Origin of the sequence: Candidatus Methanoprimaticola sp. MG2, from assembly GCF_047501175.1 — an archaeon.
Taxonomy (GTDB): Archaea; Thermoplasmatota; Thermoplasmata; order Methanomassiliicoccales; family Methanomethylophilaceae; genus Methanoprimaticola.
In genome coordinates this window covers 1-23,627 of sequence record NZ_JBEQWH010000003.1, presented here as the reverse complement: position 1 = coordinate 23,627, position 23,627 = coordinate 1, and the positions used below count along the sequence as shown (strand labels likewise).

Genomic DNA, 23,627 nt, shown 5'->3' with positions numbered 1-23,627 from the left:
TTCGAGACTCATTCAGCGTCCAGCGCGGCCCTCATCCCGCGGACGTACTCCTCCACGAACGGTACGCACTCCGTCCCGTGCTTCTCTATTATCTTGACGATCGCCGACCCGACGATGGCACCGTCGGCGAAGTCCGTCATGCGGCGGGCCTGTTCGGGCGTGGATATCCCGAAACCGACCGCGCAGGGCAGGTCGGTCGCCTTCCTGAGCGTGGACACCATCCCCTCCACATCGGAGCTGAACTGGGTCCTCGTCCCGGTGACCCCCATCGACGACACAACGTAGATGAACCCCTCCGCGTGCGAGGCTATCTCCGAGATCCGTCCCTCCGAGGTGGGGGCGATCATCGAGATCAGTCTGACGTTGTGCCTGGTGCAGCATTCCTGTATGTCGGCCTTCTCCTCATAGGGCAGGTCCGGGACTATCAGGGCGCAGATCCCGGCATCCTCGCATCTCTGGAGGAACCTCTCGCACCCGTAGACGAACACGGGGTTGAAGTACGTCATTATCAGCATGGGGACGTCCAGGTCCTCCCTGATGCGCATGGCCATGTCGAATATGTCGTCCGTCGTGGTGTTGGACGCGAGGGCACGGACGTCCGCGTTCTGTATCACGGGACCCTCTGCGATGGGGTCCGAGAACGGGAGCCCCAGCTCGATGAGGTCGGCTCCGGCGGATGCGAGCGTGCGCACGATCTTCTCGGACGTCCCGATGTCCGGGTCCCCGCATGTGATGAACGGGATGAACGCCCTGTGGGAGAACACGTCCCTGAGGACCGCGTCGGGATCAATCATGGATGTCCCTCCCTCTGTACCTGGCTATCGCGGCCACATCCTTGTCGCCGCGCCCGGACAGGTTGACGACCATGAGGTCGTCCTTGTCCAGGGTGGGTGCCAGATCCATGGCGTGTGCGACCGCGTGGGACGATTCGATGGCGGGGATGATCCCCTCCGTCCTGGAAAGGTACTCGAACGCCGACACTGCCTCATCATCCGTCACGGCAACGTACTGCGCGCGGTCGAGGGACTTCAGGTAGGCGTGCTCCGGACCGATCCCGGGATAGTCGAGTCCGGCCGATATGGAATACACGGGTGCGATCTGACCGTACTTGTCCTGGCAGAAGAGGGACTTCATCCCATGGAAGACCCCTGTGGTGCCCTTGGTCATGGTCGCGGCGTGCTGGTCTGTGTCGACGCCCTTCCCGCCGGCCTCGCAGCCGATCATCCTGACGTCCATGTCGTCGATGAACGGGTGGAACAGACCGATGGCGTTGCTGCCCCCGCCCACACATGCGAGCAGGTAGTCCGGTATCCTCCCTTCGGCCTCGGTCATCTGTCTGCGGACCTCGCGCCCTATGACGCTCTGGAACTCGCACACCATCTCGGGGAACGGGGCGGGTCCCATGACGGTCCCGATGACGTAGTGGGTGTCGTCCACCCTCTTGGTCCATTCGCGGAGCGTCTCGTTCACGGCGTCCTTGAGGACGCCGGTACCTTCCTTGACCGGGTGGACCTTGGCTCCCAGGAGTTCCATCCTGTAGACGTTGAGGGCCTGTCTCTCGACATCGTGGACCCCCATGAACACCTCGCACTCCAGTCCGAGGTATGCGGCGAGGGTCGCCGTCGCGACGCCGTGCTGGCCTGCTCCCGTCTCGGCTATGACGCGGGTCTTGCCCATCCTCTTGGCAAGCAGGCACTGCCCGATGACATTGTTGATCTTATGGGCACCGGTGTGGTTCAGGTCCTCCCTTTTGAGATAGATCCTCGCACCTCCGAGGTCCTCGGTCATCCTCCTCGCATAGTAGAGGGGGGAGGGCCTCCCGGTGTACTCCCTGTTCATGCGGTCGACCTCGGCGAGGAATCCGGGGTCCTTGATGCATTTGTGATACGCCTCATCCAGCTCGATGACGGCGTTCATCAGGGTCTCTGGAACGTATTGGCCACCGTATTCGCCGTATCTTCCGTCTCTTGTCATATCCATTGGGAAGGGTACAGCTTATATGTATTTTATGTTCATTAATGAATTATTTTATTCATTGATGAAGTTAATAGCTACTTTCATGACACCATCCCTGCGGTCGGAGAACAGGTCGTATGCCTCTTCGATGCGGGAAAACGGGAATCTGTGGGTGATGAGGCAGGATGCGTCCACCCTGCCCGAGGCTATGAGGTCCATGATGTCCCCGCAGTGGGACCCGTCGACCCCTCCGGTCCTGAACGTCAGGTTCTTTCCGTACATCTCCGGGAGAGGCAGGGTCTGGGGGGAGTCGTACATGGCGACGATGACCACCGTCGCATTGGGACGGGCCGCCCTCCATGCGCATTCGAAGGTATCGCTTCCGCCGGCGACCTCCAGGACAACGTCCGCTCCCCTGCCGTCCGTCATCCCCTTCAGCTCTTCTTCCAAGTCCTGTCTGAGCGGATTCACGTACGCCGTCCCGATTCCGTGCTCCCTGGCGAACTCCAGGCGGGTCTCGTCGACGTCTACGATCACGATGTCGGCCGGTCCCTTCAATCCGGCCATCATGGCGCAGCACAGCCCCGTTGGTCCCGCGCCTATGACCGCGACCGTGTGCCCTTCCTCCATTCCAGCGATGTCGCATGCCCAGTACCCGGTGGAGAGGAGGTCCCCCGTCAGGAGAGCCTTCTCGTCCGACACGGGATCCGGGATGACCGTCAGGCAGTTGTCCGCGAAGGGGACCCTGCATCTCTCGGCCTGACCGCCATCTATCCTGCATCCGAGCGCCCATCCTCCGGCGGGGTCCGTGCAGTTGTTGACCCAGCCATGCCTGCAGAAGAAGCACTCGCCGCAATAGGTCTCGCAGTTCACGGCCACGCGGTCCCCGACCGAGACATTCTTCACATCGGCCCCGACCTTCTCCACCACTCCCACGAACTCGTGTCCGAGCGCGATCCCGGGAACGGCACGCGGTACCGCGCCGGCCCCGATGTGCAGGTCGCTGGTGCATATGGACGACATGGTCACGCGTACGATCGCATCGGTCGACCTCTCCAGGGCTGGTTCCGGGATGTCCCCCATGTGGAGGTCGCCTACGCCTCCGAAGATCATGGCCTTCATGGGTGCGACATGGTCGGCCGGGGATATGTGGATAGCGACGTGTTCCGAGCGTTGCGGACGGACGTGGGCCCCTGACGGACCGTTCCCACCTACAGGCTATCTCGGCGGTTACCCAGGGTTTATATAGCATCGCTCATTTAGTCAAACACAGCACAGTCGAGGACAGTGCCTTTTTCCATCAACTAGATAGGAGATTGACCATGACTGAGGACATTCTTAAGACGGGTACGACCACAATCGGAATGAAATTGAAAGACGGAGTCATTCTTGCATCCGATCAGAGGGCCACCATGGGCAACCAGATCGCTCACACCCATGTCCAGAAGGTCTACCAGCTCACGGACAATCTCGGGATGACCATCGCCGGGGGCGTCGGTGACGCCCAGCTCATGGTCCGCTTCATGCAGAGCGAGATGTCCATCTACACGATGAGGAAGGGTGCCCCCATGTCTGTCAACGCGGCGGCGACGCTTGTGGCAAGCGTCATCCGCCAGGGATTCTACCTCGGACTCATCGTCGGAGGGTACGACAGGACAGGCGGTCATGTCTACAGCATCGACGGGGCGGGCGGATATATAGAGGACAACTACATGTCCGTCGGATCCGGTTCCGTCTACGCACTGGGAGCGCTGGAGGCGTTCTACAAGGACGGCATGACGAAGGACGAAGGGATCGATGTCGCGATAAGGGCCCTCAACTCCGCAAGGAAGAGGGACAACTGCACCGGGGACGGAATGCTGGTCTCCTACATCGGTCCGGACGGATACGAGTCCATTTCACACGAGGAGATCCTGAAGCGCTGCGACGCGCTCGGGATCGACTTCCCCAACTGAGGATAACTGGTCGAAACATCTTCCAAAACCCCTTTTTTCCGAATTTCAACAATTACAAAGCAGGTCTTTACATGAATGTCGATAGACTGTTCGATACCCTGAGGGAGGAGGTCAAGCGCTCCATGCCTCCCGACGTGAGCATCAAGGACATAAAGTTCGAGGGTCCGATCGTGGTCGTCTACACGGACGAGTACGAGAAGCTCTCCGCGAACGATTCCGTCGCGAGGATGGTCGCCCAGAACATCCACCGTAGGGTGGACATCCGTCCGGATCCCTCTGGGCTGGAGGACCCGTCGAAGGTGGACGAGATGATCCGCTCGATGATCCCCGAGAGTGCGGACATCTATGACATCAACTTCATAGAGGAGACCGGGGAGGCAGTCGTCGAGGCCATCAACCCGTCCGAGGTGGTCGGGAAGGAGGGGAAGCTGCTTGCAGACCTGCGCAAGGAGTCCGGATGGAATGTGAAGGTCATCCGTGCACCGCCGATACCTTCCAAGACCGTTTCGGATGTCAGAGGGTATCTCAGGGCGAACCACGACGAGCGCCAGGACATGCTCGAGGCGGTGGCCAGGAGGATAGCCAGGCCCAAGCTGGAGGGAGAGCAGTGGGTCAGGGTGACCGCCATGGGAGGGTTCAGGCAGGTCGGAAGGTCTGCGTCCCTCCTCACCACGAGGGAGAGCAAGATCCTGATCGATTGCGGGCTCGACCCATCTTCGGAGAACACCCCCTATTTCGGGATCCCCGAGGCGCAGCCCCTCTCGGAGCTGGACGCCGTTGTCATAACGCACGCCCATCTGGACCACTGCGGGACGCTTCCCGCACTGTTTAAGTACGGGTACAAGGGGCCGGTGTACTGCACCCCGCCCACCAGGGACCTCATGGCCCTCCTGCAGCTGGACAACATCAAGCTGGGGTTCGGCGAGAACAAGAAGACTCCCTATGAGGCGCAGCACGTAAGGCAGGAGATCCTGCACACGATTCCCCTTAAGTACAACGAGGTCACCGACATCGCGCCCGATGTGCGCTTGACGTTCTACAACGCAGGACACATCCTCGGGTCCGCGATAGCGCACTTCCACATCGGGGAGGGACTGCACAACGTGGCGTTCTCCGGCGATACCAAGTACGAGAAGACCTGGCTGTTCAACCCGGCCAACACCAAGTTCCCCAGGTTGGAGACCCTCGTCATGGAGTCCACATACGGTGGTCACAACGACATGCAGCCCACCAGGGCGGATGCGTCTGACCAGCTCGCGAACTACCTGCAGCAAGCCGTGGAGCACGGCGGACACGTCCTGATCCCTGTCTTCGCCGTTGGACGTTCCCAGGAGGTCATGCTGGTCATCGAGGAGCTCATACGTACAAAGAAGATCCCTCCCATAAGCGTATGGCTCGACGGTATGATCTGGGAGGCGACCGCCATCCACACGGCATATCCCGAGTATCTCAACAGCCAGCTGAGGACGCAGATCTTCCAGCAGAACAACAACCCATTCCTCTCGCCCGCGTTCAAGAGGGTGGAGACCGCCGACATGAGGGAGGAGATCTGCCACTCCCCCGACCCGTGCATCGTCCTCGCCACCAGCGGAATGATGTCTGGAGGGCCCGTCATGGAGTACTTCCGCGAGTGGGCGGACGATGAGAAGAACTGGCTGCTATTCGTGGGATACCAGTCCGAGGGAAGCATAGGGCGCACCATCCAGAGGGGAAGGCCCGAGATAACCCTGAACATGAGGGGCAAGCCCATCAACCTGAAGATCAGGATGCAGAGGGAGACCGTGGACGGTTTCTCGGGACACTCGGACAGGAAGCAGCTCATGCGTTACATCAGCTCCCTGGATCCCAAGCCCGACCGCATCATAATAGGTCACGGGGATGACCGCAAGTGTACCGATCTCGCATCGTCCATCTACAAGAAGTACGGGATCGAGACCAAGGCTCCCCAGAACCTCGAGACCATCAGGCTCAGGTGAAAACCATCGTCCGGCACACTCCGGTGTGCCGGACCATTCCTTCTATTCAAGTTTTGAGGACACGTATGTGTCCTCCTTCATCGATCTCGTAGAATGCAGGTTAAGCGGTTTCGGGGCCCCTCTCGAAAGAGGGGCCGTCGGTTTCAGGCGTTCGCGTTCTTCCTCTTGATGAAGAGGAACGCGAGAGCTGCGATCAGGATGACGACCACGATGACACCGAATATCATCGCCATCGATATCCCGCCGCCGTTGTCGGACGATCCCTCGGACGAGGTGTCGATGTAATATCCATCGAAGCCCTCGGAGGTTCCGTACGGTGTGCTGAACGTGACGTCCACGGTTCCGTCGCCGTTGTCCTTGGTGATGACGTCGGAGATCTCGGCGACCCTTCCGTACTGGTTCACGTTGTAGACGGAGAGGTTGTCGGCGCTCTGACCGGATTCGAGCTTGTGTGTGATCGTGAACGTTGCTCCAGTGTTTCCACTGTTGCCCATCATGTACGAGCCCGTGTTGTATGTGACATCGATGTTGTACACGGTCTGTCCCTTGGTGACCTCGGCCACCAGAGGGTCGATGGGATCGACCTTGTAGATCGAGACGCTGAGGGTGGACATGTAGAGCAGCGAGTAGTAGTCCAGCTCCGCATATCCGTACTCGGTTCCGATCTTCACGGAGTCCATGTCCTTGCCGCTCATGTCGGCGATGAGGTCATCGAGCTTCTCACTGTCTATGAACACCGTCTCTGCACCGGCCCCGTTGATGACGTAGGTCTTGTCGGAAGCCGTCCATTCGACGTTCTCGATCGTCCATATGGGCGTCAGGACGACGTCGGACGGGACTTCGAGCTGATAGGCGAGACCGTCGGTGGTTACAGTGTATCCGTCGAACCATCCGTAGAACTCGAATCCTTCCTTGTCGGCAGGTGCCTCGATATCTATGATGAAGTTCTCAAACTCCGCCTTGTATTCCTTGTCTCCGGCGGTCACGGTGTACACGATGGGGGTTGCGGTGGCATAGAGGCCTCCGTTGAACTCTTCGATGGTCCCTACGTTGTCCTTGAGGGTGTACTTCACGCCCTCCTTGTACTCGGGGAGTGCTTCGTATCCCTTGACGGGTGCGAATGTCGCGGAGGTTATCTTTCCATCGTCGATGAAAGCATGGACCTCGATCCCGTAGCTCGATGCGGGGATGTAGAACTCTCCACCGTCATACTCGATGGATGTCCCCGAGACGAGGTACACGTCTCCGCTGACGTTCTTGCCTCCGGCCATGCCGATGTATCCCACGTAGCTGTCCTTGATGGTTAGGGAGACGTCCTCGGGCATCTCGAACTCCATTTCTGTGCCCATCTCCTTGCTGATTCCGCTGATCTCCACGGATCCGGAGTTCTTCTCCTCGGAAACGACGACGTCCTTCGCTACGATGGTCATCACGGACTTGTCGGGGTAGGTTCCCTTGATGTCCATACTCTTCATCGAGTATCCTCCGCTCGCCGTGGCCTTGAGGTCGGATATCGTTCCATCGATCTTCTGCAGGTACTCGGTGGGCGCGTCCATGCCGAAGTTGGCGGATGCCACCGTGAGTCCCTCGGGTCCGTTGTTGCCTATGATCACTTCGATGCCGGATGCACTGATGTCGGCCTTCGCTCCGCCGATCTTCGCCACGGCGTCCAGGGATTCCAGGGTAGCCTTGGCGTCGATCACGGGGTTCTGTATGTCGGTGATGGTCGCATCGATCTTCAGGTTCTTCGCTTCGAGTCCGTTGATCACGGTCATCCTCATCATTACCCTGGAGGGGAGGTCCCCGTCGAACTTCAGGGAACCGAGGGATGCATTGATGGAGATCTTGTCCGTGCTGAGCGAAGCCTCTGCGTTGAGGCCGTTGAATCCGCCATCGAAGCTGGATGATGTGTATCCGTCGATCTTGGAGCTGATGGACCCCTCGCCGATGGAGAACCTCGCCGAGCCCGTGATGTCCTCGGGCACCTTGCTGTTCTCCGCCATGGTGATCTTCAGGCCCGCACTCAGCTGGATGTCCTTGATGGTGGATGCCATGGTGCCCTTGATGTCCTCCGACCCCACGTCGACCTTGAAGGATACCTCGCCGATCTTGAAGGATGCTCTGTCGGTGTCGTGTCCCTTTATGGTGTATGAGGTGGCGCTTCCCTGTTCGATGGCGAAATCGAGCGAGATGTCATCCACGGTGAAGTTGGCGGACATGTTGTTCTCGGGATCCTTCATGTCGACTGTGACGAGGCCTATGCCGGCGTTCATCCCCATGTCGGGCGTTTCGCTCAGGGATGCGCAGAACTTGATGTTCAGGTCTTCCGCGTCTATCTTCACGTCGTAGGACTGGTCATTGAGAGTCACCGTGGTCCCGGCGACGATCTCCCCGATGCGGAACTTGGCATCCTTGTTGTCGATTCCGGAGATTAACATGCCTTCGGTGTTCATGACCATCTTGTAGCTGGCCTGGATGTCCGTGATCTCCATCGAGATCTTTCCGATCTCCCCGGGGAAGGGGAGCCCCTCATTGGGGATGAACCCGTCGTTGGGTATGAATCCGTCAAGGCCGGGTATCAGGGCCTCGAATATGGACGTGTCTACCTCTCCCTTGATGGAGGGGATGTTCATGCTCATCTCGGTGACCTGGCCGTCGTCGGTGGGCTTCACGCTGATGCTGATCTCCTTCCCGTCTCCTCCGGTTATCGTTGTCCCGGCGGCGGAGAGCTTCCCGTCGATGTCCATGGTGATGTTCACGGAGTACGACTCGCCGATCTCGATGCTGGCGACCATGACGAGCGATCCCTTGAGGTCCACCGTGGTGTCCGCGACCATGGCGGTCATGGATCCGAATGCGGATATGATGGCGCCTTCCTTCAGCTCGATGACGGTCCCGTCACCGCTGAGAGCGGTGTTTATCGAGGTGACCCCAAGGATGAGGGTCCCGCCGTTCTCGACGACGATATTCCCGCCGTCCTCGAATATCAGGTTCTTGCCCGTGAGGTCCATGGGGCTCAGGGCTGTGACGGTGGTGACCTCGCTTATGGTCACGTCCGTCCGTGAGGCCTCGTTGTCGGCGGCATCGGAGTCCGCGAACATCGCAGTGGCTCCGAATACGGCGACGGCTGCGACGATGAATGCCGCAAAGGCCATCTGTTTGGTCTTCATTATAATCCTCCTTTACGCAAGCTGGACGCGTGCACAGATAGGATGTCGTTATCTGGTTATAAAGCCAACCTACGAAAAATGAGGTAATTGGTTTGAGGCCCCGTGCGGGGCCTCTTGAAAATCACCAGTTGGTGGCTCTGATCTCGAAGAAAGACTGTGCGTGCTTGCACACGGGGCAGACCTGGGGTGCGGTCTCTCCGACGTGGATGTATCCGCAGTTGCGGCATTTCCACATGACGACCTGGTCCTTCTTGAAGACCATCCCGCCCTCGATGTTCTTGAGGAGGTCGTTGTATCTCGCCTCGTGGGTCTTCTCGATTCCGCCGACGGCCTCGAAGAGGTCGGCGATCTCGTCGAATCCCTCCTCCCTCGCGATCTTCGCGAAGTCGGAGTACATGGTGGTCCACTCGTAGTTTTCGCCCTCGGCGGCGTCCTTCAGGTTCTCGACGGTCTTGGGGACCTTGTTTCCGTGAAGTGCCTTGAACCAGAGCTTCGCGTGCTCCTTCTCGTTCTCGGCGGTCTCGAGGAAGATGTCAGCGATCTGCTCGTATCCCTCTTTCTTCGCCTGGGACGCATAGTAGGTGTACTTGTTCCTGGCCATCGACTCGCCGGCGAAGGCCGCGTTCAGGTTTGCTTCCGTTTTGGATCCTTTGAGTTCCATGGGATAACCTCTGGTCACCGATTGTGCGTGGTGTATATTAACCTACTTAACAACGTTACGTCGTGACACGTCTGTTAAATAGGTCATTTCCTGAAACGGTCTCTGAAAGATTTCTTGGGATTGCCGTCCTTGTCGAACTTCTCCTTCAGGAGACGGTCGTAGTTCTTCCTGACGGATGCATCCGCGGGCTTGAGCTCCATGAGGGTCTCCAGTTCCTCCTTCGCCTTTGCATAGTCCCTGATGTCGTTCAGGAGCAGGACCGCGTAGTTCTGATGATATGTGTACTCGTTGGGGTCGAGGGCGATGGCCTTCTCATAGTACTCCGCGGCCTTCCTGAAGTCCGTCATCTGGTTGCGGAGGAACCTCGCATACGCGTTGTACGATTCGGCGGTGGGTGAGAGGACGACGATCCTCTCGAATAGCTCCGAGGTCTTCTTGTTGTTCCTCTTGTCCTTTGCGAGGACCGTGGTCATGGCCTTCATGGCATCCACGTTGTCCGGTTCGAGGTCCAGGATGACGTTCAATTGCATCAGTCCGTATTCCACGTCGTTCAGCGAGTGGACGGCGATCTCCGCGAGGACGAGCCTGGGGCGCGTGTTGTGCGGGTCCGTCTCCAGATACCTCTCCAGGGTGTTGGCGGCACCCGTGGGGTTCCCGCTCGATGCCTGGTTCCTGGCCTTGGTTATGGCCTCGAATGCCGGGTCGCTCATGGGTGCCGGGATGCGCGCCTTATATAAATCAGAATCCGGGGATGCTGAGTCGCGGACAGAACAATATATGCAGGTCTTACAATCACGTCCCGATGGGAGCGTTGAGGTCGTTCGTGGCGGGAACAGTGCTGACGCTGTTGCTGGTCGTCCTGGTGCCGATGGTCATCGATCGGTATGTGTCCGGACTCATAGAGCAGGTCGTAGGGGATGCGGAGTTCCTCCTCCTGACGTCCGAGACCATCGTCACCATCCTCATCTGGGTGGTCATGCTGGCGATACTGCTTGTCATAGGTGCCGGCGGGATCCTCAAACGCTACGGCCTGTTCGGCATCCTCGGATTGATATTCGCGTATTGGGTCCTCGGGGACGTCACGGATGCGGTCCTTCCGCTGCTGGTACTCGCCGCGACCATGCTGGTGACCTGGATCCACAGGACGAACAAGAAGAAAAAGGATACAAATTCTTGATATTTCAGTGGAACATCTACGATCATTCATCCAAGAATCATATGCCTTTATATATAATGAGGAAATGCGATTTTTTAGCAGGGGAGGTCCCGACCGCTGTAGTCATCATGTCGTTTCCTCCTTTACCCGACAGAGATTCAATGGCGCTCGATGCCCCTGCGTTTCCCTACTTTATCGCACTTTGCCGATTATGGACATCCTGTCATGGTCCGTGAAGTTGTTCGTGTACACCAAAGCGTACATCACGGACGTCATCGCCAAGGGCAACAGGAACGAGACGTAGTTCGCGATGATCCTGAACACGTCCGTCCCGAGGTACAGCGACAGGATGAACATCATCATGAACGCCCCCAACGCGAAGAAGGTCGTGAAGAGCCTGTTCTTTGCACCCTTCCAGAGGTAATAGTCCCTCGGCGCGTCCGTCCTGACCTTGGCGCCTATGTTCCTGAAGATCTGCCAGGGCAGCATTAGCGCGGGCGTGAACATGGCCAGCATCATCATGATGGCGAGCATGGTCTTCCAGCTCATCTCCTCGAGGAAGTACGGGTTCACGAACAGATATGACGAGATGAGCATCCCGAGGGCGAACAGGTACAGCGCGATCTCAAGGAACCCTCTGAGGTCGAACTTGTGGGCCGTCACCTCGGGGTCCAGGACGACCTCCTTGACGTCCAGGACATCGGGGACCATGAAGAACTTCTCGGCCTTGCCGCGTCTGCCCTCCTTCGCGTTCCTGTTCATCCCGTGGATCACCGACGGGATGTATCTGCACAGGTATGCGGAGATCACGCTGACCACGGCGATGGGGGTGAACAGCATCACCGCCAGCGTTCCCAGGAACCCGACTATGATCTCCGTCCATCCGGTGAGCTCGATGCCTATGGCACTCAGGATCTCGCCTATGGCGTACGAGAAGTACAGGTTCCCGTAGAGGGAACCGAGTATCCACAGTATGCACGTGACAACCATAGCGAAAGCCAGCAGATGCCATGACGACAGGACCCCCTTGGGGAGTCTCAGGGCCAGCGGTACCCCGATTATGGCGAAGCAGAACGTGAAGGACAGGCAGAGGGTCTCCACGAGCTTAGGCACGGAATAGCTGGCGTTGTGTATCGTGACGAAGATCCACAGCCCTATGCACACCAGGACGAAGTATGGGAAGAACCTCAGGATCACGCCGCTGTTGTCCGGGGCCGTCTGGACCCGGGGCTCGCCGGCATGGCGGTCTATCGCGGCATCTACCCTGCTGCTAGCATTCTCGACGGCGTTCAGGACCCTGTCTTTCTTCACGGTTCGACCAAGGCGGGTCACTATATAAATCGACTGTGAGAAGGAACGTATGGCTTTAACTGAATCCATGACATGGGGATTGTCATGGCCGAGCAGACCGGGCTGAAGAACCGCGGACACGCCGTATCCGACATGGAGGACAGGCGTTCTGCCGCAGAGGAGTTCACGGGCGTCGCACTCACAGAGATCGCCAAGGGCGGTATGGAGCCGGAGACCGCGGCGAAGAACGTCGAGAACATGATCGGGACCATCCAGGTCCCATTGGGCTATGCCGGGCCGATCAACATGGCAGGCGGGGAGGCCGAGGGAAGCTTCCTGGTGCCCCTGGCCACCACGGAGGGCGCATTGATAGCGTCCATATCCCGCGGGATGTCCGTGATGAACGACGGCGGAGGGGTCCGTGCCCAGGTGTTTGGGGATGCCATGACCAGGGCGCCTGTGTTCCGCGTGGATGACATCGGGCACTGCATGAGGGTCATGGACTGGGTCGACTCCCATCGTGACGATATCGACGGGGCCGTCGCCGGGACCACCTCCCACGGGAGACTCGTGAGGATCGAGATGTTCCCTGACGGAAGGAGCCTGTTCATGCGCCTCTCGTTCTCCACGGGCGATGCGATGGGGATGAACATGGCCACCATAGCCAGCGAGGCCGTGTGCAGGCTGATAGAGAGGGAGACCGGTGCCGTGATGGTGTCCGTCTCCGGGAACATGTGCTCGGACAAGAAGCCTGCCGCCATCAACATGATAGAGGGCCGCGGGAAGACCGTCCTGGCGGAGGCCAGGATACCGAAGGACGTGGTCGAGAAGCGCCTCCATACGACGTCCGCCGCCATCGTCGAGATCAACTATCGCAAGAACCTCGTCGGGAGCAGCCTTGCCGGTACCCTCGGCGCGAACGCCCATGCGGCCAACATGGTCGCGGCGATCTACATAGCCACCGGACAGGACCCGGCACAGGTCGTCGGAGGGAGCATGACCATGACCACCTGCGAGGATGTCGACGGCGACCTGTACATCTGCGTCAGGATGCCTGCGGTCGAGGTCGGAACGGTCGGCGGAGGCACACGTCTCCCCTGTCAGAGGGAGGCACTGTCCATGATCGGATGTCTCGGGGAGGGCAAGGCGAGGAAGCTCGCGGAGATCGTCGCGGCCACCGTGCTCGCCGGAGAGCTCTCCACCCTCGCCGCCCAGGCGGCCGGTCAGCTCGGGAGCGCCCACGCGAAGCTCGGACGCTGAAGGCGCGTCTTTCTTCATGCGCGGGCGCTCGCGCCCGCGTGACTTAAAATAGGGAATCCCCGATTGCCGTGGCATATGCCAGTCATCAACTTCAAGTACAGCGACCTCTGCACGATGCTCGGAGAGCAGGTCCCGGAGCAGAAGCTGGTCGAAAGGATCCCGATGATCGGCGCCGATATGCACGAGACCGAGGGGAACAGCGATGACATGACCGTCGAGTTCTTCCCCGACCGCCCCGACCTTTACAGCGTCGAGGGTCTCGCCAGAGCGCTCAGGGCCTTTCTGGACATCAAGCCCGGTATGGAGACGTACCCCGTGTCGGACTCCGACGTTGAAGTTTTCATAGACGAGAGTGTGAAGGCCGTGAGGCCGTACTTCCTTTGCGGCATAGTCCGCGATGTGGAGATCACGGACGAGTTCCTCAGGTCACTGATGGAGCTGCAGGAGAAGCTGCACATCACCATCGGAAGGAAGAGGAGCAAGCTCGCCATCGGCGTCCACGACCTGTCGAAGGTCGAACCGCCGTTCACGTACAGGCTCGCAGGCCCCAAGACGGTCCGTTTCGTCCCTCTAGCCATGGACGAGGAGATGGATCTCGACGAGATACTCCTGAAGAACGAGAAGGGAAAGGAGTACAACAGGCTCCTGGCAGGGATGTCCGAGTACCCCGTCATCCTGGATAGGGACGGGCAGGTCCTCTCGTTCCCCCCGATCATCAACGGGAGGCTCACCACCGTGACCGTCGGAAGGCACGACCTGTTCATAGACGTCACCGGGAACGACCGCAAGGCGGTCAAGGGCGCACTCGACATCGTTGCTACCGCACTTGCCGAGCGCGGAGGAAGGATCGAGACGGTCATCATGCACGATCGCGGCGAGACCTCCAGGTCCCCGGACCTGTCACCTGCCGTCAGGAGGATCTCCGTGAAGGAGTGCGACAGGTTCCTGGGCAGGCAGCTCGGGCCCGATGGGACCGTGGAGTGCCTCCGCAGGATGGGCCTGGACGCCGTGGCGGATGGCGACTATGTTACCGTCACGATACCGTCCACCAGGCTGGATATCATGCACGACGTCGACATCTTCGAGGATGTCGCCACCGGGTTCGGGTTCGACAACTTCGGCGGGTCGTACGACGTCGGTCAGACCACGGGTGCGCTGCTCCCCGAGACCACCCTCTCCGAGGGCATAAGGGATGTCATGGTCGGACTCGGGTTCACCGAGGTGAACACGCTCACGCTGAGCAATCCCGACGAGGAGTTCGGGATCTCCCGTCTTCCCGAGATGGATGTCGTCCGCGTTCTCAATCCTATCACGGAGGACCACACCTGCCTCAGGGCGAACCTCGCCCCCAGTCTGGTGAAGATCCTCAGGCACAACAAGCATCGCGACCTCCCCCAGAGGATATTCGAGGTCGGATATGTGGTCAGGGACGAGCTTACCAAGCTGCACCTCTGTGCCATGGCGACAGCGTCCAAGGTGACGTTCACCGAGGTCAAGTCCTGGACGGAGTCCTTCCTTCGCGAGGCAGGGGTCCAGTACACGTTGGACCAATGCGACTTCGAGACCTTCGTTCCCGGAAGGGGCGCATCAATCGTCATGGACGGGAAGGTCATCGGGATCTTCGGGGAGATGGCCCCTTCCGTCGTGGTCGGATACGAGATCACCCATCCCGTCGGATTCTGCGAGATCGACCTGGAGCCGATAATCGCCAACAAGAAGGACACCCTGTTCTGAGGTGAGATGATGGAGGTCGGAGACAAGTTCCCGGATTTCAGGTTGGCAGACGAGAACGGCGAGATCATGGACAGCTCCCTTCTCGAGGGGGTCCGCTACGTCATATACTTCTATCCCAGGGACAACACCCCGGGATGCACGAAGGAGGCGACGGAGTTCAGTGCCAGCATCGCGCAGTTCATGCTTCGCAACATCCCGGTCATAGGGGTGAGCAAGGATTCTTCCGAGTCCCACAGGAAGTTCATAGAGAAGAACCAGCTCAAGGTCAAGCTCCTGAGCGATCCCGAGCACGAGCTCATGGAGAAGGTCGGCGCCTGGGGGACCAAGGTCTCCTACGGGAAGGAGACCGTCGGCACGATAAGGTCCACATTCATCGTCGGAAAGGATGGGAAGGTGGAGGCCGCCTGGCGCAACGTCAAGGTGAACGGCCATGTGGAGAAGGTGCTCTCCACGGCCGTATCATGCTGCTTGAAGTCAAAGTGACCTATCGAGCGCTTTCAAAACCTCTTCCGCATCCGCCAGGAGGCTCAGGTCCGCGATCGTGTGGATCGGGGCATCCTGGTCCTTGTTCACTGCGATTATCCTCTTGGCGCCCATCATCCCCGCGCGGTGCTGGGCCGTCCCCGATATGCCGAACGCGATGTACAGGTCGGGGGACACAGTCCTGCCGGATATGCCGACCTGCCTGGACCTCGGGAGCCAACCCTTCTCGACGAGCGTGCGCGAGCATGACACCATGCCGCCCATCTTCCTGGCGACCGATTCCGCGACATCGACGGACGACCTGCTGCGTATCCCGTCTCCGAGGGAGATCAGTATCCTGGCGTCCCGGATGTCATCCTCCTCGTCATCGGATGGCTCGTCAGACATCACGTCCTTCACGGTGTCGCCCGGATACTGCCAGTATATCGCGGTCCCCTGACCCTCCTTCTTTTCGGGAAGGGGGAAGGTCCCTGGGCGTATCGTCGCCATCTGTGGGAATCCCACGCAGTCTATGTCCGCCATGATGGTCCCGCCGAACGCGGGACGCGTGACGGTCATCCTCCTGCCGTCGGTCCGGATTCCGGTACAGTCCGCCGTGAGGCCCGCTCCGATGGCGGATGCGACACGGGGCGCGATCTCGCGGCCGGTGGGCGTGGCCCCGAACAGCACGGTCGCCGGGTTGACCCTCTCGATTATGTCGCATATGCATTCGGCGTACGCCTCGGGCATGTACGTCTCGAGACGCCTGTCCCTCACATGGTAGAGCGTGTCCGTCCCGTACCCGAAGATCTCCGGGTACAGAGGCTTGATCTCGAGCCCTCCGAACACCACCGCGAACAGCCTTCCCTCGCAGACCCTGTCGGCCATGCCGAGCATCTCCGCGCTGACATCGGTCAGACGGACGGAATCGCCGTCCCTGACGGTCTCGACCAGGACGAGCGCCCCGTCGGCCGTCGACTGGTTGAGGTCGTAGCATTTGAGCATTCCGGGGGGAAGCCTGTCGGGGTCGTCCCCTCCGCTGGAGCATGTGGAGCACGATCCTCCCTCGCATCCGCTCATCTCACCGCCTCCGATTCCCTCAATATGAACTCCGCGGCCTTCGCCGGGTCGGTGATCTCCACCTTCATCCCCTTGCGGGAGCTCTTCACGGTCTCGGTCGACACTATCCTCGTCAGCGATCCCCTGAGACCCACGGAGTACAGGCCGAGCCCGATGTCGACACGTCCCAGCGTCCTGATCTCCTTCGACCTCGCCTCGAGATACATCTCGGCGGTAGGGAGGTGCCCGTTCGGGTCCACGGTGCCGAATGACACAACCGATCCGCGCGGTACCCTGGCAACCCTCCTGAACGTGTCGTAGTCCTGATGTGCGACGAATCCGTCCGCATCGGCCTCCAGTCCGGTGGTGTACGAGAACTGTTGGACCGCCAGGAGCTGGGCCACGCTGGCAGGGACCTGTCCCGTATCGCCGTCGATGGCCTGACGGCCGAACACGAGGAGGTCCGCATCCTGCTCGAATCTCCCTACGTACGCGGCGAGAACCCTGGATGTGGCATGGGTGTCCGCACCCGCGAAGTCCCTGTCGGTGAGCAGCGTGGCGTCGTCGGCGCCCAGCTCGAGGCATCTCCTCAGTGCCTCTGAGGCACCCGGAGGCCCCATCGTGACCGCGGACACCGTGTCCCCGGCCTTTTTCAACGACAGCATGGAGCAGAGCGCCTGCTCGCAGTACGGGTTGAGGATCGACGGGACCCCCGCCCTTATGAGGGAGCCGTTCTCGTCCAAGGGGACGTTGTATGTGTCAGGCACCTGTTTCACGAACACTATGAATCTCATCGTGTCTCCTCCAGGATGTTACCGGGGCACAGCATTCCCTTGGGGTCCATGGTGTCCTTGATCCTGCGGAGTCCCGCGATCCCCTCGTCACCGTACATCATGCGCATGTACTCGCGCTTGATCTTCCCGATGCCGTGCTCGGCGCTGGGGGACCCTCCGAGCTCTATCGCCTTCTCGGCGAACTCGGCGTACACGCGTTTCGCCTTCTCGAAGTCCTCCATCGATTTGAGTATGATCTCCACATGGGGGTGGTTGTCGCCCATGTGACCGAATATGACGTATTCGAGCCCGGATCCGTCGAGCCTCTCCTTGTAGAACGCCATCATCTCGTCGGCCGCATCGTCCGGGACGGACATGTCGGTGCCCATCTTGTGGATGTCCGGCATGGAGCCCTTCAGGGATGCGACGTATTCGAATATCGTCCTGGGGACGGAATGTCTGAGCTCCCTCATCCTTTCGCGGCTCTGGGCGTCCCTGCCGCACCAGGTCCTGGAGAGCGACCCCCCGTGGGCCTCGGCGATCCTGCCTATCTTTGCGATCCTGCCCTCGATGTTCTCATCCTCGTTCAGGTCCAGGAACACGGCGGAACCGGCGTACTCGGGCAGTGCCGGGATGCGTATCAGCGCAGGGTCCCCGTCCATGGTCCTGCGGACCAGTTCTATGGATCTGCAGTCCATGTACTCCAGGAACTCCGGGTCTATCGATCCGTCGTTGCGGATGTCGCGGATGGTCCCGATCGCGTCCTCGTCGGTCCGGAAGAACAGGATCAGGGACAGCAGGGGATGCCACGGTGCGAGGTACACATCTGCCTCGGCTATGATGCCGAATATCCCCTCGGACCCTATGAACAGGTCCACGAGGTCCATGTCCTCCTCGATCATCGGCCCCGTCGCGTTTTTCACGTTGCGGTTGAAGTCGTACCCCGGTATCTCGAAGGAGTACAGCTCCCTTCCCGCGGGGAAGGTCATGCGCCTCCCCTCGGCTTTGAACTCGCCGCGCGTTATGTCCATGCCCTGGCCGTCCGCCAGGACTATATCGAGCCTCCTGACCCAGTCGCGCGTCGGCCCGTACTTGAACGTCCTGGGACCGGAGGAGTTGCAGGCGATGTTCCCCCCGATGGAGCCGTCCAGCTCCGTGGGGTCTATCGGATAGAACCAAGGGGTCGCCTCGCCCTTCAGCGATTCGACCGCACCGGGCGTCACGTCCACGAGCCTGGAGAAGTCGCGGGTCGTCAGGACCCTGTTCAGCTCGCGGACCGTGGTACAGGGCAGGACCCTGGCGAAGTATCCCCGCTCGTCCCTCCCGATCCCGATGACCCCGGTCATCCTCTCGAGGGATAGAACGTAGCCCCCGTTGGGGACGCATCCCCCGCAGACGCCGGTCCTCATGGCGCTCACCGTCATCCTGTTGCCCTTGGAATGGTTGACCCTCATCGCCTCGCGGAGCTCGTTGCCGTCGTTCGGCGTGACGACGTACTCCGCGCTGCCCGTCGTCTTGGATTCGTCGGTCAGGTATCTGGACCCGGTGCGTATGCGTTGCCTGTCGAACAGGATCATCCCTCCCAGATGCGCGGTATCATGGCCGCGGTCACGGACTGCTCGGTCAGGCCCAGGCGGTCCAGGAGCCCCTTGCTGAGCATGCCGACCGCGCCCTGGCGCTTACCGATCCCGTTGTTCCCGTAGAGTCTCCTCACGGCATCCCCCACGGTCATCCCGCCCCTCACCAGTCCGGCGATGTCGTCGGGGTATCTGAACCCGGAGCCCTGTCCGTACGTGGTCCTGCCGCCCCTGTCGGTGACGGCGCAGTGCTGGATGTCGTAGAGGCCGTCGGGGAACTCGAACACCCCTGCCTCGATGCCCACGCCCAGGTCGTGGCCCCCCAGGGCGTTCCTGGACCTGTTCTCGGCCCCGAGACGGGTCTCGTCGCCGAACGGCTGCTGCGGGACATCCCCCTGGACGTCCACGGCCGTGATCCTGACCTCGCCGTATATCCTCTCCATGACGTTGCGGACCGCCTGCACCTTAACCGGGTTCAGGGACCCGACGGCGATGTCGATGACGTCCCTCCTCCCGGAGCGGCTGTACTCTCCCCTGAGTATGGCGGAGGCGCTGATCTTCCCGCCGTCGTCCGCGTTTATCAGAGGCACCACGGACAGCTCCAATTTCCGGATCCCGCGGGACTCCCTCCTCTCGTTGATCAGCCTACCGTTGGGGAGGCTCTCCTCCGACACGACCAGCACGTCCACGTCGTCCATCTTGTCGGACGGACCGTAGATGTCGTCTATGACGAACAGGTCGTATCTGCCGAAGGTGTCCAGGAAGCGTCTCAGCTCCCTCATCCTTATCTCCAGCGGGACGGAGACCTCGCGGCCCCCTGATGACATCTCGTCGGACGTTATGCCGACCAGGACCCTGTCACCGGTCTCGAACGCCCTTCTGATGAGGGCCTTGTGCCCCTCGTGGAGGACGCCGAACGTGCCCGCGACCGCAGACGTCGTCATAGGCTGACCACTACACAGACCACGACGACGGCCACCAGGGCCACCCAGATCAAGGACAGCTTCTTGAGCTGTTTCTTCACATCCGCGCTCGCGACCGATTTGCACTCGTTGCTGCAGAACTTGCCCTCGCCCACGAATGCCTTCCCGCAGTGCTCGCAATGGCGGTGCTGCGGTATCCTCTCTACTGTTGATTCTGCCATTTTCATGCCTCCCTGCGGTCCATCTCGTTCTGGACTATGACGATGCAGTGGTTTGCGTGCAGGCTGACCGGTCCGAGGCATATCCTGTCCGGACCGTACGATTCTATCATAGCCTCCTCTTCGGGCGTGGGGTCCTGGTTGTCGCCCATGACGAACACGGGGTTGTCCGGGAACTCGTAGTCCCTGCAGTCCGTGCCGTCCTCCTTGAGGTAGATTATCTTCCCGTCCTCGGAGAGCTTCCTCAGGACGTCGGAGAACGACATCCTGGTGACGTACACCCCGGGTGTGGACTGGACCTCCTCGTCCTTCCCGACGGGTTTCATGAGCGCGTTGCGTATGAGCGATGCCGTGCTCCTCTCGTCGGGGTTGAGGTATCTCGCATGTTCCCCCTTGAATATCACGGTCTTGGGGGCGTCGTCGCCTCCTTCCAGGACCAGGTAGACCTCCACGTCCTTGCGTATGCCGTGGCTCAGGAAGAGCGACGAGTTGGCGCATCTCACCAGTATGTCGAGCCTCCCCGCCCCTCCGGCCAGGTCGTCCAGTTTGAAATCGCCGGTGGTGCATGCGCGATGCCCCGTGATCACGAAGCGCCTCATCGGATCACTGCAGGTCCTTGAGGCTGTCCAGGTCGACGCCTCCGAGCTGCTTCATCATCTGCTTGCGCATCTTACGGTCCTTGCCGAACGACTGCATGGTCTTCTTGGTCGTGTTGTACTGCTTCAGCAGTTCGCGGACGTCGTGGCTGGAGACCCCGGCACCGGCGGCTATCCTGTCGATGCGCTTCGCCTTGATCAGGGACGGGTCCTCCTTCTCCTCCGCGGTCATGGAGTCCATGATCGTGCGGAACACGGAGAGCTTCTTCTGCGAGGCCTCGTAGTCGATCTTGTCCTCATAGTTGCTCATGCCGGGAAGCATGCTCATCAGCTTCTGGAGCGTCCCCATCTTCCCGACGGCCGCCATCTGGTAGTACATGTCGTTGAGGTTGAACTTGCCGGTCATGATGGCGCGGCTGACCTTCTCCATGGCCTCGTCCTCGCCGATCTCCTCGGACGCCATCTCCATCAGGGCGGACATGTCCCCCATCCCCAGCAGGCGCGATATGAAGCGGTTAGCGTCGAACGGCTCCAGGTCGCGTATGTGCTCCCCGGTACCGATGAACACGATCCTAGCCTTGGTCTTGGCCATCGCGGAGATCGCACCGCCCCCCTTGGCGGTTCCGTCCATCTTGGTGAGGATGACCCCCGTGACGCCGACGGCGTTGTGGAACGCCTCGGCCTGGGGTCCGGCCTGCTGGCCCACCTGCGAGTCCAGGACGAGGACCCTCTCCTCAGGCTTGGCGACGGCGGCGATGTCCTTTATCTCCTGGATGAGGTCGTCCTCCAGGGCATGGCGTCCGGACGTATCGATGATGACGACCTTCTTGTCCTTGAAATGGGCGATGCCGTGCTCAACGATCTTCGCCGCATTCGTCTCCCCGGGCTCCCCGTAGACGTCGACGTTCACCTTCTCGCCCAGCTGCTTCAGCTGGTCGAGCGCGGCCGGCCTGTAGACATCGGCCCCGATGAGGCCGACGGAGAATCCCTTCTTCGAGAAGTACAGTGCGAGCTTCCCGGTGGAGGTGGTCTTTCCTTGACCGTAGAGTCCGACCATCATGATGGTCTGGGGCTTCATGGACAGTCCCTCGCCGTTGTCGACGAGCTTGACGAGCTCCTCGTAGATGATGTGCGTGAGGTGCTGCTTCATGCTCTTCCCTGCGGCGGGAGGCTCATTCTTCGCGCGGTCCTTCACGCCGTTCGTCACGTCCAGGACCAGCTTCACGTTCACATCGGCTTCCAACAGCGCACGCTGGAGGTCCTTGCAGATGTCGTTGATCAGCTCGTCGTCGACTGACGAGGCGTGTCCTACGCGCCCCAATACCCCCCTAAGGGATTTTCCAAGTCCTTCCAAGACCATCTCAATCGCGCATCCATACGCGCGATTGGATATAAAGAATCGCGAAGGTGGTTCGAAGTCGGAAATGCACAAAAGGTGTGGGATCGGCCAGAGTATAAGAAGGGATGGGATGCACTCTACAGCCTGGCCGTTCCCTGCAATCATCAAATGGAACAGCAATATTTAAAGTTATTTCTAAAAATAAAGGTGAACACTTTATAAATAACGTATTATGATTGATTGGTAAGGGGTTTTGGGGGCCGGAGCCCCCGGTTTAGAATCAGAGGTATCCAGACTTCTGGAGAGCCATGAGGTCCTCGGTGGAGAGCTTCTCTCCTGCCTTGAATCTCTCGAAGATCTCCTTGGCTTCCTTCTTGCCCTCGACGTCGGCGCGCTTCTTTCCGCCGCGTGCCGCACCGCCCTTCTTGGAGCCGCGGAATCCGGTGGCATCCCTGTCGATCTCGTGGACGGACTTGATCTGCTCGATGTGCTTGCGGTGCTCCTCATCGGCCGCCTGCTTGCACTCGACGAACTTCGCCTGGGCTGCGTCGGCCTCCTTTCTGAGCCTGTCTGCCTGCTCGTAGAAGCCGATCATCTTGTCGTGGGCCGCCTGGGCCTGCTCGGCGTACTCGGAGACCTGGTGGTGGTAGGTCTCGGCCTCTGCCTTAGCATCCCTGAGCTGCTGGACAAGGTCCTTGACCTCATCGTTCTCGGAATAGGCCTTCTCCCTCTCCTCGATCTGCTTGGCGAGGTAGGAGATCTGCTTGACGATCTCGTTCTCCTTGTCCTTTCCGAGGGACTTGGTCATCTGGGTGTACTCAAGGTCCTGGAGCTGTTTCTTCAGCTGCTTGACGGGAACCTCGTTCCTGTCGTCGGACTTCTCGCTGCGGTAGGGGGCGAGCTGCTCTTTCAGGGCGCTGACCTTCTGGTTCCACTCGTCCCTGAACTCTTTCGTCTCCCTGACCTTCTGATTGAAGGAGTCGCGCTCCTCTCTGCACTTTCCGGCCTCGTCGACAAGCTCCCTGACCTGTCCGTTGAGGGCGTCCCTCTTGGACTTCCACTCCTTGGTCTGGGCGTTGAGCTCGTCGCGCTTCTTCCTGTGCATGTCTGCCTCTTCGTTGAGGCTCTCGCGGTTTGCATCCGAAGCGGTCTCTTCGGTCGCAGGCTGCTCCTCGACGGGGGCTTCTGTCTGTGCCTCATTGACCATGACTTCCTGCTCCTCCATCTGAGAATCCTGCTGCTGTACTTCCTCCGTAAAACCTTCCATAAATCCACACTCAAACATTCGACGCGGTCATGAGTTAAGCATGACCCACTTCAAAGGGGGTCTATCATCAACTCCCATATAAGTGTTTACCCCGTGCTCTCGTCCGAGCCGTAATGTCGGCCTGCCGATTAACGGTAGCACCTAAAAAATATGGAGGTGGTGCCCGTCCGATAGACCCGTCACGTCCCCCTATGGGAAGGTAGTGTGTTTCCTAATTCTGGTGTCATATAGACATCCTCGTGGATTTGAAACGGT

At 60.0% G+C, this 23,627-nt stretch carries 21 protein-coding genes; 6 read left to right on the top strand and 15 right to left on the bottom strand.

All coding sequences use genetic code 11. The features are described 5' to 3' along the window. Window positions 1-8: 8 nt before the first annotated feature. From trpA to V5D86_RS02755, 3 genes are read right to left on the bottom strand one after another with little or no spacing between them, the layout of a single operon-like run. Entirely contained in the window at window positions 9-794 is a 786-nt protein-coding gene (trpA, locus tag V5D86_RS02765; protein WP_414595173.1) for a tryptophan synthase subunit alpha, read from the bottom strand. Beyond that, complete coding sequence (gene trpB, locus V5D86_RS02760; RefSeq protein WP_414595172.1) at window positions 787-1,974, bottom strand: tryptophan synthase subunit beta; 1,188 nt, start codon at window positions 1,972-1,974, stop codon at window positions 787-789. Before trpB ends, trpA begins: the two co-directional genes overlap by 8 nt. Before the next feature lie 54 nt (window positions 1,975-2,028). Beyond that, a complete protein-coding gene (locus V5D86_RS02755; protein WP_414595171.1) occupies window positions 2,029-3,078 on the bottom strand; it encodes an alcohol dehydrogenase in 1,050 nt (349 codons plus the stop codon). Between the two features lie 200 nt (window positions 3,079-3,278). On the opposite strand from V5D86_RS02755, the gene V5D86_RS02750 reads away from it, so the two are divergent. Further along, a complete protein-coding gene (locus V5D86_RS02750; RefSeq protein ID WP_414595170.1) occupies window positions 3,279-3,911 on the top strand; it encodes a proteasome subunit beta in 633 nt (210 codons plus the stop codon). 71 nt (window positions 3,912-3,982) lie between these two features. Then, window positions 3,983-5,887: a beta-CASP ribonuclease aCPSF1 gene (locus tag V5D86_RS02745; RefSeq protein WP_414595169.1), complete on the top strand. Its 1,905-nt coding sequence runs from the start codon at window positions 3,983-3,985 to the stop codon at window positions 5,885-5,887. Between the two features lie 143 nt (window positions 5,888-6,030). Here the strand turns inward: V5D86_RS02745 and V5D86_RS02740 are convergent, their stop codons facing one another. The 3 genes from V5D86_RS02740 to V5D86_RS02730 form a co-directional block, all read right to left on the bottom strand. Then, window positions 6,031-9,057, bottom strand: coding sequence for a hypothetical protein (locus tag V5D86_RS02740; protein WP_414595168.1), 3,027 nt, complete (start codon window positions 9,055-9,057; stop codon window positions 6,031-6,033). A 121-nt stretch (window positions 9,058-9,178) separates the two neighbouring features. Next, on the bottom strand, window positions 9,179-9,718 hold the full coding sequence (rbr, locus tag V5D86_RS02735) for a rubrerythrin (RefSeq protein WP_414595167.1): 540 nt from the start codon (window positions 9,716-9,718) through the stop codon (window positions 9,179-9,181). Window positions 9,719-9,801: 83 nt separating this feature from the next. Beyond that, a complete protein-coding gene (locus tag V5D86_RS02730; protein ID WP_414595166.1) occupies window positions 9,802-10,428 on the bottom strand; it encodes a hypothetical protein in 627 nt (208 codons plus the stop codon). A gap of 92 nt (window positions 10,429-10,520) precedes the next feature. Here V5D86_RS02730 and V5D86_RS02725 point away from each other — a divergent pair, with 92 nt between their 5' ends. Next, window positions 10,521-10,895, top strand: coding sequence for a hypothetical protein (locus V5D86_RS02725; protein ID WP_414595165.1), 375 nt, complete (start codon window positions 10,521-10,523; stop codon window positions 10,893-10,895). A gap of 171 nt (window positions 10,896-11,066) precedes the next feature. Here the strand turns inward: V5D86_RS02725 and V5D86_RS02720 are convergent, their stop codons facing one another. Beyond that, a complete protein-coding gene (locus V5D86_RS02720; RefSeq protein WP_414595164.1) occupies window positions 11,067-12,185 on the bottom strand; it encodes a hypothetical protein in 1,119 nt (372 codons plus the stop codon). A gap of 84 nt (window positions 12,186-12,269) precedes the next feature. Here V5D86_RS02720 and hmgA point away from each other — a divergent pair, with 84 nt between their 5' ends. From hmgA to V5D86_RS02705, 3 genes are all read left to right on the top strand, one after another. Then, window positions 12,270-13,424 (top strand): hydroxymethylglutaryl-CoA reductase (NADPH), encoded by a 1,155-nt coding sequence (gene hmgA / locus V5D86_RS02715; protein WP_414595163.1) that lies wholly within the window; start codon window positions 12,270-12,272, stop codon window positions 13,422-13,424. 75 nt (window positions 13,425-13,499) lie between these two features. Beyond that, the gene (gene pheT / locus V5D86_RS02710) at window positions 13,500-15,158 is read left to right on the top strand and encodes a phenylalanine--tRNA ligase subunit beta (protein WP_414595162.1); all 1,659 of its coding nucleotides are present in this window, start codon (window positions 13,500-13,502) and stop codon (window positions 15,156-15,158) included. Between the two features lie 9 nt (window positions 15,159-15,167). Beyond that, the gene (locus V5D86_RS02705; RefSeq protein WP_414595161.1) at window positions 15,168-15,641 is read left to right on the top strand and encodes a peroxiredoxin; all 474 of its coding nucleotides are present in this window, start codon (window positions 15,168-15,170) and stop codon (window positions 15,639-15,641) included. Here the strand turns inward: V5D86_RS02705 and V5D86_RS02700 are convergent. The 8 genes from V5D86_RS02700 to V5D86_RS02665 all read right to left on the bottom strand — a co-directional run bounded on the left by V5D86_RS02700 (window position 15,633) and on the right by V5D86_RS02665 (window position 23,330). Beyond that, window positions 15,633-16,700 carry an electron transfer flavoprotein subunit alpha/FixB family protein gene (locus V5D86_RS02700; RefSeq protein ID WP_414595160.1) on the bottom strand — a complete coding sequence of 356 codons (1,068 nt, stop codon included), beginning with the start codon at window positions 16,698-16,700 and terminating at the stop codon, window positions 15,633-15,635. The genes V5D86_RS02705 and V5D86_RS02700 overlap by 9 nt on opposite strands. Beyond that, window positions 16,697-17,473, bottom strand: coding sequence for an electron transfer flavoprotein subunit beta/FixA family protein (locus V5D86_RS02695; RefSeq protein WP_414595159.1), 777 nt, complete (start codon window positions 17,471-17,473; stop codon window positions 16,697-16,699). The genes V5D86_RS02700 and V5D86_RS02695 overlap by 4 nt, the downstream gene beginning before the upstream one ends. After that, on the bottom strand, window positions 17,470-19,029 hold the full coding sequence (locus V5D86_RS02690; protein WP_414595158.1) for an FAD-binding oxidoreductase: 1,560 nt from the start codon (window positions 19,027-19,029) through the stop codon (window positions 17,470-17,472). The genes V5D86_RS02695 and V5D86_RS02690 overlap by 4 nt, the downstream gene beginning before the upstream one ends. After that, a complete protein-coding gene (gene yjjX / locus V5D86_RS02685; protein WP_414595157.1) occupies window positions 19,026-19,973 on the bottom strand; it encodes an inosine/xanthosine triphosphatase in 948 nt (315 codons plus the stop codon). The genes V5D86_RS02690 and yjjX overlap by 4 nt, the downstream gene beginning before the upstream one ends. After that, window positions 19,970-20,173 carry a DUF2116 family Zn-ribbon domain-containing protein gene (locus V5D86_RS02680; RefSeq protein ID WP_414595156.1) on the bottom strand — a complete coding sequence of 68 codons (204 nt, stop codon included), beginning with the start codon at window positions 20,171-20,173 and terminating at the stop codon, window positions 19,970-19,972. The genes yjjX and V5D86_RS02680 overlap by 4 nt, the downstream gene beginning before the upstream one ends. A gap of 2 nt (window positions 20,174-20,175) precedes the next feature. Beyond that, window positions 20,176-20,769, bottom strand: coding sequence for a tRNA (pseudouridine(54)-N(1))-methyltransferase TrmY (trmY, locus tag V5D86_RS02675; RefSeq protein WP_414595155.1), 594 nt, complete (start codon window positions 20,767-20,769; stop codon window positions 20,176-20,178). A gap of 4 nt (window positions 20,770-20,773) precedes the next feature. Beyond that, window positions 20,774-22,126 carry a signal recognition particle protein Srp54 gene (locus tag V5D86_RS02670; RefSeq protein WP_414595154.1) on the bottom strand — a complete coding sequence of 451 codons (1,353 nt, stop codon included), beginning with the start codon at window positions 22,124-22,126 and terminating at the stop codon, window positions 20,774-20,776. 259 nt (window positions 22,127-22,385) lie between these two features. After that, window positions 22,386-23,330, bottom strand: coding sequence for a coiled-coil protein (locus V5D86_RS02665; RefSeq protein WP_414595153.1), 945 nt, complete (start codon window positions 23,328-23,330; stop codon window positions 22,386-22,388). Window positions 23,331-23,627 lie beyond the last annotated feature (297 nt).

Bases quoted from the DNA above. Each gene is read 5' to 3' on its own strand.
- trpA (WP_414595173.1), bottom strand. From the start codon at position 794: ATGATTGATCCCGACGCGGTCCTCAGGGACGTGTTCTCCCACAGGGCG.
- trpB (WP_414595172.1), bottom strand. From the start codon at position 1,974: ATGACAAGAGACGGAAGATACGGCGAATACGGTGGCCAATACGTTCCA.
- V5D86_RS02755 (WP_414595171.1), bottom strand. From the start codon at position 3,078: ATGAAGGCCATGATCTTCGGAGGCGTAGGCGACCTCCACATGGGGGAC.
- V5D86_RS02750 (WP_414595170.1), top strand. From the start codon at position 3,279: ATGACTGAGGACATTCTTAAGACGGGTACGACCACAATCGGAATGAAA.
- V5D86_RS02745 (WP_414595169.1), top strand. From the start codon at position 3,983: ATGAATGTCGATAGACTGTTCGATACCCTGAGGGAGGAGGTCAAGCGC.
- V5D86_RS02740 (WP_414595168.1), bottom strand. From the start codon at position 9,057: ATGAAGACCAAACAGATGGCCTTTGCGGCATTCATCGTCGCAGCCGTC.
- rbr (WP_414595167.1), bottom strand. From the start codon at position 9,718: ATGGAACTCAAAGGATCCAAAACGGAAGCAAACCTGAACGCGGCCTTC.
- V5D86_RS02730 (WP_414595166.1), bottom strand. From the start codon at position 10,428: ATGAGCGACCCGGCATTCGAGGCCATAACCAAGGCCAGGAACCAGGCA.
- V5D86_RS02725 (WP_414595165.1), top strand. From the start codon at position 10,521: ATGGGAGCGTTGAGGTCGTTCGTGGCGGGAACAGTGCTGACGCTGTTG.
- hmgA (WP_414595163.1), top strand. From the start codon at position 12,270: ATGGCCGAGCAGACCGGGCTGAAGAACCGCGGACACGCCGTATCCGAC.
- pheT (WP_414595162.1), top strand. From the start codon at position 13,500: ATGCCAGTCATCAACTTCAAGTACAGCGACCTCTGCACGATGCTCGGA.
- V5D86_RS02705 (WP_414595161.1), top strand. From the start codon at position 15,168: ATGGAGGTCGGAGACAAGTTCCCGGATTTCAGGTTGGCAGACGAGAAC.
- V5D86_RS02700 (WP_414595160.1), bottom strand. From the start codon at position 16,700: ATGAGCGGATGCGAGGGAGGATCGTGCTCCACATGCTCCAGCGGAGGG.
- V5D86_RS02695 (WP_414595159.1), bottom strand. From the start codon at position 17,473: ATGAGATTCATAGTGTTCGTGAAACAGGTGCCTGACACATACAACGTC.
- V5D86_RS02690 (WP_414595158.1), bottom strand. From the start codon at position 19,029: ATGATCCTGTTCGACAGGCAACGCATACGCACCGGGTCCAGATACCTG.
- yjjX (WP_414595157.1), bottom strand. From the start codon at position 19,973: ATGACGACGTCTGCGGTCGCGGGCACGTTCGGCGTCCTCCACGAGGGG.
- V5D86_RS02680 (WP_414595156.1), bottom strand. From the start codon at position 20,173: ATGGCAGAATCAACAGTAGAGAGGATACCGCAGCACCGCCATTGCGAG.
- trmY (WP_414595155.1), bottom strand. From the start codon at position 20,769: ATGAGGCGCTTCGTGATCACGGGGCATCGCGCATGCACCACCGGCGAT.
- V5D86_RS02670 (WP_414595154.1), bottom strand. From the start codon at position 22,126: ATGGTCTTGGAAGGACTTGGAAAATCCCTTAGGGGGGTATTGGGGCGC.
- V5D86_RS02665 (WP_414595153.1), bottom strand. From the start codon at position 23,330: ATGGAGGAGCAGGAAGTCATGGTCAATGAGGCACAGACAGAAGCCCCC.